The sequence below is a fragment of the Deltaproteobacteria bacterium genome (assembly GCA_016875225.1).
GTDB lineage: Bacteria > Myxococcota_A > UBA9160 > SZUA-336 > SZUA-336 > VGRW01.
On sequence record VGRW01000042.1, the window covers coordinates 19,431 to 29,605 of the forward strand.

At 71.9% G+C, this 10,175-nt stretch carries 9 protein-coding genes; 2 read left to right on the top strand and 7 right to left on the bottom strand.

Annotated features, from left to right (window positions below):
* Complete coding sequence (locus FJ108_11385) at nucleotides 1-972, bottom strand: hypothetical protein (GenBank protein MBM4336497.1); 972 nt, start codon at nucleotides 970-972, stop codon at nucleotides 1-3.
* Nucleotides 969-3,671, bottom strand: a complete 2,703-nt coding sequence (locus tag FJ108_11390) for an HAD-IC family P-type ATPase (protein ID MBM4336498.1) — start codon at nucleotides 3,669-3,671, stop codon at nucleotides 969-971. Before FJ108_11390 ends, FJ108_11385 begins: the two co-directional genes overlap by 4 nt.
* A gap of 95 nt (nucleotides 3,672-3,766) precedes the next feature.
* Between FJ108_11390 and FJ108_11395 the strand changes: the two genes are divergently transcribed.
* Complete coding sequence (locus FJ108_11395) at nucleotides 3,767-4,369, top strand: class I SAM-dependent methyltransferase (protein ID MBM4336499.1); 603 nt, start codon at nucleotides 3,767-3,769, stop codon at nucleotides 4,367-4,369.
* Nucleotides 4,366-5,211 (top strand): DNA-binding protein, encoded by an 846-nt coding sequence (locus tag FJ108_11400; protein ID MBM4336500.1) that lies wholly within the window; start codon nucleotides 4,366-4,368, stop codon nucleotides 5,209-5,211. Before FJ108_11395 ends, FJ108_11400 begins: the two co-directional genes overlap by 4 nt.
* Nucleotides 5,212-5,222: 11 nt before the next feature.
* On the opposite strand, the gene FJ108_11405 is transcribed toward FJ108_11400, so the two are convergent.
* The 5 genes from FJ108_11405 to FJ108_11425 all read right to left on the bottom strand — a co-directional run bounded on the left by FJ108_11405 (nucleotide 5,223) and on the right by FJ108_11425 (nucleotide 10,165).
* On the bottom strand, nucleotides 5,223-5,549 hold the full coding sequence (locus tag FJ108_11405) for a PEP-CTERM sorting domain-containing protein (GenBank protein MBM4336501.1): 327 nt from the start codon (nucleotides 5,547-5,549) through the stop codon (nucleotides 5,223-5,225).
* Entirely contained in the window at nucleotides 5,546-5,926 is a 381-nt protein-coding gene (locus FJ108_11410; GenBank protein MBM4336502.1) for a hypothetical protein, read from the bottom strand. Before FJ108_11410 ends, FJ108_11405 begins: the two co-directional genes overlap by 4 nt.
* Before the next feature lie 160 nt (nucleotides 5,927-6,086).
* Nucleotides 6,087-7,541 (bottom strand): amidase, encoded by a 1,455-nt coding sequence (locus FJ108_11415; protein ID MBM4336503.1) that lies wholly within the window; start codon nucleotides 7,539-7,541, stop codon nucleotides 6,087-6,089.
* Nucleotides 7,542-7,557: 16 nt separating this feature from the next.
* Complete coding sequence (locus FJ108_11420) at nucleotides 7,558-9,081, bottom strand: DHA2 family efflux MFS transporter permease subunit (GenBank protein MBM4336504.1); 1,524 nt, start codon at nucleotides 9,079-9,081, stop codon at nucleotides 7,558-7,560.
* Nucleotides 9,082-9,112: 31 nt separating this feature from the next.
* Nucleotides 9,113-10,165, bottom strand: a complete 1,053-nt coding sequence (locus FJ108_11425) for an HlyD family secretion protein (protein ID MBM4336505.1) — start codon at nucleotides 10,163-10,165, stop codon at nucleotides 9,113-9,115.
* Nucleotides 10,166-10,175: the final 10 nt, after the last annotated feature.

Consider the following 10,175-nt stretch of genomic DNA (forward strand, 5'->3'; position numbering starts at 1 on the left):
CTACGGCACGGAGTGCCGGTAGAGCAGCCAGAGCGCGGCGAAGTAGGCGATGGCGATCAGCGCGCTGTCGGGCTCGAGCATGGTGAAGCGCCGCCTGGCCCGGTAGGCGATCGCCGCGAGGCCAAGGCTCATCAGCACCACCGCGAACAGACCCGAGAGAGCGTGACCCGGGTCGAGCGCGGCGAAGAGACTGCCCGGCTGGGCGAGATCGAGCGGCAGCAGGATGGCCATGTTGATCGCGTTGGACCCGAAGAGATTTCCCACGGCGAGGTCGAACGATCCGATTCGGACCGCGGCGAGGCAGGTCACGACCTCGGGAAGGGACGTGGCGAGGCCCACGAGCGCCGTGCCCACGAACGTGTTTCCGAGCCCGCTGATCTCCGCGATTCCGCACGCGGACCACGCGAACGCCGGCGCCGCCGCCAGCACGGCGAGCGCGGCCAGCGCGAATCTCCGCAGCGGCCGCTGAAACGACTGGCGGGCGGGAGCCGGCGCGGCTCCGTCCCGCATGCTCTGGCGGTAGACGGCGCGCGCCCCCGCCACGTAGACGAGAAAGATCATGACCGAGCCCGGGGCCACGCCGAGGATCGCCGTCGCAGGCCGGGTGAGGACCAGCACGGCCGCGAGCGCGTTCAGCACGATCGCCAGAGCCGCCGCGAGCGCGTGGTCGAGCGCTGCGCGCTGCAGGACGCCGCGCCGCGGGGGGAGCAGGTCGATCAGCGCCAGGATCAGCATGTTCGCCAGGCTCGACCCGAACAGGTCGCCGATCGCGAGATCGCTCGCGCCCATCCGCACTGCGGCGACATCGGTCGCGAGCTCCGGCAGCGAGGTCGCCCCGGCGAGAAGCACCGACCCGATCCAGACGCGGCCCAGCCCGCTCGCCTCGGCGATCTCGTCCGCGCTCCTCGCCAGCGCGGTTCCGGCGAGCATGATCGCCGCTCCGCTTGCGAGGAAGACGAGCAGGTACGTCATGCGTGACTCCCGAGCCGGACTCGTCGCGCGTTCCGCCGCGCGTAGAGCTTGCGGATCTCCTCGACCCAGAGTACCAGGCTGCCGACGACACCGAGCGCGACGACTTCGGCCGCGCCGATCGGGACGGTGTGGAAGACCCGGGCGAGCGGAGCCCAGAAGATGACCCCGATCTGCAGCAGATTTCCGGCGAGAAGTCCGGCGAGAAGCCAGGGGTTCCGCAGCAGGCCGAGCGCGAAGGCCGAGTTCGACTCGGAGCGGCAGTTCAGCACGTTCCACCACTCGCAGATGGCGAGAAGCGTGAAGGTCTCCGTGCGGACCAGCTCCACAGGCACCCCTGCGGCCGTGCGCGCAACGAACCAGCCCAGCGTCGAGACCACGATCGCTGGCACGATGAACCCCATCCGTGTCAGCAGCGAGCGCGAGAGCAGCGGCTCGTCGGGCGAGATCGGGGGCCGGCGCATCTCGTCGCCTTCCGCCGGCTCCATGATCAGGTTCACCGTGATCAGGCCCTCGGTGACCAGGTTGATCCAGAGGATCTGCACCGCGGCGAACGGCGGCGGGAAGCCGCAGAGCAGCGCGAGAAGCAGGACCGCCACCTCGGCGGCCGAGCACGAGAAGAGCAGGAGCACGACCTTCTTGATGTTGCGGTAGACGACGCGGCCCTCTTCGACGGCCGCGACGATGGTCGTGAAATCGTCGTCGGCGAGGACGATCTTCGCGGCCTCCTTGGCGACCTCCGTGCCCGAGACGCCCATGGCCACGCCGACGTCGGCCTTCACCAGCGCCGGCGCGTCGTTCACGCCGTCGCCGGTCATCGCGACCACCTCGCGCCTTTGCTGGTACGCGGCGACGATGCGCAGCTTCTGCGCGGGGTGGACGCGCGCGAAGACCGAGATGCGCTCGATGCGCGCGGAGAGCTCGTCGTCGCTCATCCGCTCGAGCTCCGCGCCGTCGAGCGCCTCGTCGCCGGGCCGCGCGATGCCGAGCTCCGTCGCGATCGCGACGCCGGTCGCCTTGTGGTCGCCGGTCAGCATCACCGGCCGGATGCCGGCGTCGCGACAGCGCGCGACCGCCTCGCGCGCCTCGGGGCGCGGCGGGTCGATCTGACCCACGAGCCCGAGCAGCGTGGCGCGGCCGCGAAAAGCGCCGAGCCCCGCGCGGCCGTCGATCTGGGCGCGATCGACCACGGCCAGCGCGAGTACGCGAAGCGCTCGCTCCGCCATGCGCTCGGCTGCGCTCTGCAGCTCTCTCCGCGTCGCGTCGTCGAGCGGGGCGTCCCGACCGTCGCGGCGAGCGGCGCCGCAGAGCTCGAGCACGAGCTCTGGAGCGCCCTTCAGGATCACGCGCGAGTCGCGGCCGGGCTCGCCGTGCTGCGTGGCCATCATCTTCGCGGCGGGGTCGAAGGGGATCTCGGCCTGCCGCCTCGCGCGCGCGCGAAGCTGGTCGGGAACGACGCCGCCCTTGATCGCGAGACCGAGCAGCGCGACCTCGGTCGGATCGCCGATCGGCTGCCAGACGTGCGCGGGCCCGCCCGGCCGCGAGAGCTGCGCGTCGTTGCAGAGCACGGCGGCTTCGAGCAGCGCGAGCAGCGCGGGATCGCGAGCGGAGTCGAGCTCGCGCCCGCCGTGGAGGATCCGCCCCTCGGGGTGGTATCCCGCGCCGGTCACCGAGAGCTCGCGCCCGTCCGCGAGCGCCACGGCGGTCGCCGTCAGCTCGTTTCGCGTCAGCGTTCCGGTCTTGTCGCTGCAGATCACGGTGGTGGAGCCGAGCGTCTCGACCGCCGACAGTCGTCGCACCACCGCGCTGCGGCGCGCCATGCGCTGCACCCCGACCGCGAGAGCGATCGTCATCGCGACCGGCAGGCCCTCGGGGATCATCCCGACGATCTGGCTGATCGCGACCATCGCGATCTCGCCGATCGGGACGCCGCGGACCCGTCCGAGCACGACCACGAGCGCTAGGACGATCGCCGCGGCGCCGATGATGGCGTTTCCGAACTGCGCGATGCGGCGCTCGAGCGGGGTAGGCTCTTCCAGCGCGGATTCGGAGAGCGCCGCGATGTGGCCGACCTCGCTGGCCAGACCGGTGGCCACCACGACCGCGCGCGCGCGGCCCGCGGTGACGTGCGTGCCCGCGTACACGAGATTGCGTCGGTCCGCGAGCGGCGTGTCGCACGCGAGCGGAAGCAGGCTCTTCTCCACGGGTGCGGATTCGCCGGTGAGCGCGGCTTCCGCGATCTGGAGCGCGGCGCCCAGCAGCAGTCGGGCGTCCGCTGCGACGGCCTCACCCGCCTCGAGCAGGAGGATGTCTCCCGGTACGACCTCGCGCGCCTCGATCAGCTTCTCGCTGCCGTCGCGGATCACTCGCGCCCGCTGCGTCGCGACCCGCCGCAGCGCGGCGAGCGAGCGCTCGGCCCGGCCCTCCTGGAACGCGCCGACCGCGGCGTTCAGGAGCACGACCACGCCGATCACCGCCGCGTCGCTCCGGTGCCCGAAGGCGAGCGCGAGCCCCGCCGCAGCGAGCAGAAGGTAGATCAGCGGGCTCTTGAACTGGCGCAGGAAGACCGCGAGGAGCGAGCGGCGCTGGGGTTCCGGCAGCGCGTTCTCGCCGAACCGATCCAGGCGGCGGCGCGCTTCCTGGGTGGCCAGCCCGGCCTCTGCGTCGGATTCGAGCGCGGCCACCGCCTCCGCCGCGCGCAGCGTGTGCCAGCGGCGGTGCACGGCCTCGTCCACGTGGTTCGCCTCCCTCGGCTTCTGTGTACCCACACCCGCCGCGCACGGCTAGAGTGGACGCGATGGCGCTCTCACGCTGGCGCGACGTCTGGCGGCGCTTCACGGGGCGGGGCGCGTACCCGCACGAGCTCGCGTTCCTGCTCACGATCCCGCTGCGCCGGCTGATCCAGCCGCCGGGCGTTCTGCTGCGGCGACTGGACCTGCGGCGCGAGTCGAACGTGCTCGAGATCGGCCCCGGTCCGGGCTATTTCAGCGTCGCGGTCGCGCGGGCGGTTCCTTCCGGGAGGCTCGTGCTCTACGACCTGCAGCGCGAGATGCTCGCGAAGGCGCGGCGCCGGCTCGCCCGCCATCGCGCCGCGAATGCGGCCTTCGTGCAGGGCGACGGCGCGCGCCTCCCGTTCCGCGCCGGCTCGTTCGACGTCGCGTTCCTCGTCGCCGTGCTCGGCGAAGTCCCCGACCCGGAAGGCTGCATCGAGTCAATGCGCCGCGTGCTGCGGCCCGGAGGTCTGCTCTCGCTGACGGAGACGATCGGCGACCCCGACGCGCTCACGCAGGATCAGGCGAGGGCGCTGGTCGAGCGGAAGGGATTCGAGGTCGAAGCCGTGTTCGCGGACCGCGCCGGATTCACGCTGAACGCGCGGTCCCGGTCGCAGCACCCGGGATGATCTCGAACGTCGAGATCGCGGACGCGCTGTCGCGGATCGCGGATCTGCTCGAGACACAGGACGCGGACGGCTTCCGCGTGCGCGCGTACCGGCGCGGTGCGGAGCGCGTGCGCGCGACACCAGAGCCGATGGCTGCGCTGTACGAGCGCGGCGGCGTCGCGGCGCTCGACGCGCTGCCCGAGATCGGCAGGAGCCTGGCGAGCGTGATCGCGGAGCTCGTTCGCACCGGCCGCTCGTCGCTGCTCGAGCGGTTGGCCGGGCAGGTCTCGCCCGAGGACCGCTACACGACCCTGGCGGGGATCGGCGAGGAACTGGCCAGGCGAGTGCACGCGGAGCTCGGGATCGAGTCGCTCGAGGAGCTCGAGCTCGCGGCGCACGACGGCCGGCTCGCGCGGGTTCCCGGCTTCGGGGCGCGGCGGGTGCGCGCGGTGCAGCAGGCGCTGGCGGGGATCCTCGGGCGCGAGGCTTCGCGGCGAGGCAAGCGCGTCGCGGAGCGCGAGACGCGGCCGGAATCGCGGCCCGACGTCGCGACACTTCTCGATGTCGACCGCGAGTACCGGCGCAAGGCCGCTTCGCACGCGCTGCGCACGATCACGCCGCGTCGCTTCAACCCCGGGAAGAAGGCCTGGCTGCCCGTGCTTCACACGGAGCGCGCGCCCTGGGCCTTCACGGCGCTCTACTCGAACACCGCGCGCGCACACGAGCTCGGCACGACGGGCGACTGGGTCGTGATCTACTTCGAGCGCGATGGACGCGAGGGGCAGTGCACGGTCGTGACCGAGCGCAGCGGTCCGCGCGCGGGCCAGCGCGTCGTTCGCGGGCGCGAGGCCGAGCGTCCCTGACCGGGCCGCGGCTACGCGCGCTTGCGCGCGACGGCGAAGCCCACCAGGCTCGAGCCCGCGAGGAACAGGATCAGCGAGCTCGGCTCGGGGATCGGATTGATCACGATCTGATCCTGGCGGTTCGCGTGGCGGGCCCAAGTGGCGCGGGTCTCGAATTCGTCGAGGCCGCGCGACTCGAGCTCGCCGAGGAAGTCGCGCGCGAAGTTCATCACGCCAGCGCTCGCGCCGCCCCTCGCGAGCGAGAACCCGCCGCTGAACAGATCGTAGTGACCCGGCGCGTCGCCCATCACTTCCCAGATCGCGACCTGCAGGCCGGCGATCGCGGTGGATCGGCTCACGCCCTGGGCCGATGCCTCGGCACCGGGCGCCAGGAGCGCATCGAACTGCGGCCGCGCGAACTCGACCAGCCAGGCGCGCGGAGCACGCTCTGGCTCAGGTCGGCCTGGAGCGTGTCCCAGCCGGTCGAGGTTCCCGCGCCGATGTTCTGCGCCAGGTCGACGCAGTAGGAGAACCCGTCGCGCCCGTCGTAGGTGACGTCGAGCTCGGCGGTGTTCACCCAGCCGGTTCGCCCGGCGCTTCGCACGTTGACGCGCTCGCCGAGCGTCCAGCCGTGCACGGTCATCGACGCCGCGTTCGCATCGCCGGCGGCGAAGCCGGCCAGCACCACGACTGCGCTGCAAAGGCCGAGATTCCGCACCCACGTGACCATCCGCATGTCCAGCTCCCGTTTCAGGTGGGCGAGACCGGCGCAACACGTGTGCCGCCGCGCGGCGCGCGCCGCGTGCGTCCCGCGCCCGAGTGAGTGGAAGTCCGTGGGAGTCGCGGAAAACCGGCAGACGATCCTGCCGATCGGCTGCGCATCGCTTGCGCGCGACTCAGTGGCCGGGCGGCGCCGTGAATCCACCCAGCAGCTCGCCGATCCGACGCGCGAAGTCGATCGTCGTGCGGTCTTCCAGGTACGGGCCGACGATCTGCAGGCCGACGGGAAGCCCGTCCCGCGTGCGGCCGATCGGCGCGACGCTGGCGGGGTTCGCGCAGAGCGTCGCCGGCGAGATCCACGCCAGAAGCTCCATGTAGCTGCGCGCGGCGGAATCCACGGCGATCGAGCGCGCGAACATCGGCTCGCTGTGGTCGTGCGGGATGGCCGGCACCGGATTCACCGGCATGAGAAGCACGTCGAACTCGCGGAAGAACGCCGCGAAGCGCGCGCGCAGCCGGGCGCGCGCCTCGTCCGCGCGCGACCAGTCGCGATGGCGCTGCGCCCCGCCGCGCGCCATGCGGCCGAACGCGCTCGGGTCGTTCGGGTTCGCTTCGACATGGCGGACGAATGCCTCGAAGACCGCGTCCGGGTAGGCGGCCATCATCGCGCCCCAGAGCAGATCCTGGTAGACGGGGACGACCTCGCCGAGGCGTTCGAACGGCCGGGCCTTCTCGTTCACCTCGACGCCCGCCGCGCGCAGCGCCCCGACCGTTTCGCGAAGCCGGTCACCGACCGGTGTAGACACGGGGAAGTCCGGGTCGTCGAGCCACGCAGCCACGCGGTAGGAGCGAAGCTCGGAGTGGCGCGGAGCCGGCAGCGCGAGCTGCCAGGCCCGGGCACGATCCTCGCTCGGGCCCGCGAGCACTCCGAGCGCAAGGTCGAGGTCCTCGGCCGAGCGCGCCATCGGGCCTGCGACGGCTAGATCCATCTCGGCGAGCGACCCCGGCGGTCCGGGGATGTGCCCGCGCATCGGCACGATGCCGTGCGTCGGCTTGTGGCCGAAGAGGCCGGTCCAGTGACACGGCGTGCGGATCGAGCCGCCGATGTCGCTGCCGAGCTCGAGCGCGCTGAGCCCCGCGGCGAGCGCGGCCGCCGCGCCGCCGGAAGAGCCTCCCGGCGTGCGCGTCGCATCCCAGGGATTGTTCGTGGTGCCGAAGACCGGGTTGTAGCTCTGCACGTCCCCGGCGAAGACGGGGAGATTCGTCTTGCCGAGGATCACCGCGCCGGCGCCGCGCAGGCGCTTCACGGCGTCCGCGTCGGTCGTGGGGACGTGATTCGAAAGCCCCGGCGAGCCTGCGGTCGTGCGCACGCCCGCGGTCTCGAAGCTGTCCTTGATCGTGATCGGCAGCCCGTGCAGCGGCCCGAAGGACTCGCCGCGGTCGAGAGCCGCATCGGCCCGCTTCGCGGCGTCGCGCGCTCCCGCAGCGTCGAGCGTCACCACCGCGTTCAGGCGCGGATTCTGCTGCTCGATCCGCGCGAGAAAGAGCTCGAGCAGCTCCCGGCTCGAGAGCTCGCGGCGTCGGATCATGGCGGCCAGCTCGGTCGCGGAGCGGAACTGCGGCTCGGTCATGTCTCGATCTCCTTCTTCAGGACTTCACGACGTCGGGCGGGCGGCGCAGAAGCGGAACCAGCGGGATCATGAGCAGGAACAGGACCAGAATCACGAGGTAGCAGTCGCGGAAGGCGAGCACCGCGGATTGCGCCGTGATCGTCCCGTCGATCAGCTCTCGCGCCGCGCCGAGCGCACTGCTCGGGTCCAGCCCGCGCGAGGCGAGCCCGCCGACCAGCGACTGCATCCGCTGCTGCGCGACGACACTGAACGGAGTCACGGCCTCCGCCAGGTAGGCGTGGTGCAGAACCGCGCGGTGGTCGACCAGCGTGGCGAGGATCGCGATCCCCATGCTTCCGCCGGTCTGCCGGAACAGGTTGTAGAGCCCCGCCCCCTGCAGCATCTCCTGCGGCGGCAGGCTGCGCAGCGCCGAGGTCGAGAGCGGCACGAACATCAGGCCGAGCGCCACGCCGCGGCCGATCTGCGGCCAGAACAGATCCATCGTTCCGGACTGCAGCGTCCAGTGGCTCATGGCCCAGAGCGTCGGGATGAACAGCGCGATGCCCAGGCCGAAGAGCGGCCCCGGTCCCGTGCGCCAGAGCAGGCGTCCGGCGACCGGCATCATGAACGCGGTCGCCAGCGACGACGGCGCGATCGCCAGCCCCGACTGCCACGAGGTCCAGCCCAGGACCTGCTGCGTGTAGAGCGGGAACAGGAAGACGCTGCCGTAGAGCCCGACGCCGAGCACGGCGCCGCAGACGCAGGCGACGACGAGCGCGCGGTGGCGCAGCACGCGCAGCTCCACGATCGGATGCTCGACGCGAAGCTCGTGCCAGACGAACAGAGCCACGCAGAACGCGGCGGTGAGCGCGAGGGCGACGATCAGCTCGCTCTCGAACCAGTCGAGGCGGTTGCCGCGCTCGAGGAAGGTCTGCATCGCGCCGATCCCGACCACGAGCAGGACGATGCCGAGCCAGTCGGTGGTCTCGGCGCGGCGCACCCAGCGCGGCTCGGGCAGATGGCTCCAACACAGATATGCGGCGAGCAGGCCCAGCGGAATGTTGACGTAGAAGATCCACGGCCACGACCAGGCGTTCGTGATCCAGCCGCCGAGCGTCGGGCCCAGGCTCGGCCCCAGCGTCACGCCCATGCCGAAGACCGCCTGACCCATCCCCTGCTGTCGCGGCGGGAACGTCTCCATCATGATCGACTGCGACATCGACATCAGCGCGCCGCCGCCCAGGCCCTGGATCACGCGGAAGATCACCAGCTGCGGCAGTGTGGTCGCGAGCCCGCACAGGAACGACGCGGCGGTGAAGATCAGGATCGAGCCCACGAAGTAGCGGCGCCGTCCGAAGCGCCCGGCGAGCCAGCTCGTCATCGGGATGATGATGACGTTGGCGATGATGTAGCTCGTCACGACCCAGGAGATCTCGTCCACCGTCGCGCCCAGGTTCCCCATCATCGAGGGCAGGGCGACGTTCACGATCGACGAGTCGAGGATCTCGAGGATCAGCGCCAGCATGACGCCGAAGAGCATCAGCCAGGTCCGAAGGCCCATCTTGAACTCCGCTGCGGGCGCGGAGGCGGCGCTATCGGACGCGGACACTCACGTGAACCGAGAGGCCGACGGCCAGGGAGTCACCCGGCCATGGTGAGTCGGGCGCGGCCGCAACGTCGGGGGCATCGCGCGCGGGCTGCGGATCGAGCGCGATCCGCACCGGCACGCGCTGCACCACCTTGGTGAAGTTGCCGGTCGCGTTGTCGGGCGGGAGCAGGGCGTATTTCGCGCCGGTCGCGGGCGAGATCGATTCGACCCGACCGCGCCAGGTGCGATCGGGAAACGCGTCCACGCGGATCTGCACCGGATCGCCCAGGCGCATCAGGCCGACCTGCGTCTCCTTGAAGTTCGCGGTGATCCAGTTTCCCGACTGCGCCGCGAGCGCGAGCAGCGGCTGGCCGGGCGCGACGTTCGCGCCGCGCTCGGCCGACTTCCGGCCGATCACGCCGTCGAACGGCGCCTTGATCTCCGTGTGCGCGAGCGCGAGCTCCGCCTCGCGCAGCGCAGCCTCGGCCTGGCGCAGGGGCGCGTCGCCGCCGAGCGCGGCCCGCTCGGCGATCTCGCGCTGCTCGGCCGCGTGGACGTCCGCGATCGCCGCGTCTCGGGAGGCGACCAGGGTCTCGAGCTGCGCGGTGCTGGCCACGCGCTGCGCGAAGAGCCCCCGCATCCGCACCAGCTCCTGCTCCGCGTGCAGAAGCCGGACCTGCGCCGCGCGAACCTGCGCGGCCGCCGCGTCGGCCGCCGCGCTCGACTGCGACATCCGGTTTCTCGCCGCGTCCACGTCGGCGCGGGCATGTGCGACGCGGGCATCGTAGTCGGAGGGGTCGAGCCGCACGAGCACCTGGCCTTCGCGCACCCGCGTGTTCTCGTCGACGAAAACCTCGGCGATCTGGCCCGAGACGCGCGGGGACAGGAAGACCATGTGCCCCTCGACGAACGCGTCGTCGGTCGTCTCGTAACCGCGGATCGCGACGAACCAGTACGCGACCACGCCAGCCAGAGCGAGCACCGCCGCGCCCGCGACGATCTGCCGAGCGCCGATCCGGCGCACGGGCTCGCTCGTGGTGAGAACCGCCTCCGTCATCTCCGCTTCG

What these genes read in the sequence shown, in the direction of transcription:
- FJ108_11385 (MBM4336497.1), bottom strand. Translation starts at nt 972, where the DNA reads ATGACGTACCTGCTCGTCTTCCTCGCAAGCGGAGCGGCGATCATGCTC.
- FJ108_11395 (MBM4336499.1), top strand. Translation starts at nt 3,767, where the DNA reads ATGGCGCTCTCACGCTGGCGCGACGTCTGGCGGCGCTTCACGGGGCGG.
- FJ108_11400 (MBM4336500.1), top strand. Translation starts at nt 4,366, where the DNA reads ATGATCTCGAACGTCGAGATCGCGGACGCGCTGTCGCGGATCGCGGAT.
- FJ108_11410 (MBM4336502.1), bottom strand. Translation starts at nt 5,926, where the DNA reads ATGCGGATGGTCACGTGGGTGCGGAATCTCGGCCTTTGCAGCGCAGTC.
- FJ108_11415 (MBM4336503.1), bottom strand. Translation starts at nt 7,541, where the DNA reads ATGACCGAGCCGCAGTTCCGCTCCGCGACCGAGCTGGCCGCCATGATC.
- FJ108_11420 (MBM4336504.1), bottom strand. Translation starts at nt 9,081, where the DNA reads ATGGGCCTTCGGACCTGGCTGATGCTCTTCGGCGTCATGCTGGCGCTG.
- FJ108_11425 (MBM4336505.1), bottom strand. Translation starts at nt 10,165, where the DNA reads ATGACGGAGGCGGTTCTCACCACGAGCGAGCCCGTGCGCCGGATCGGC.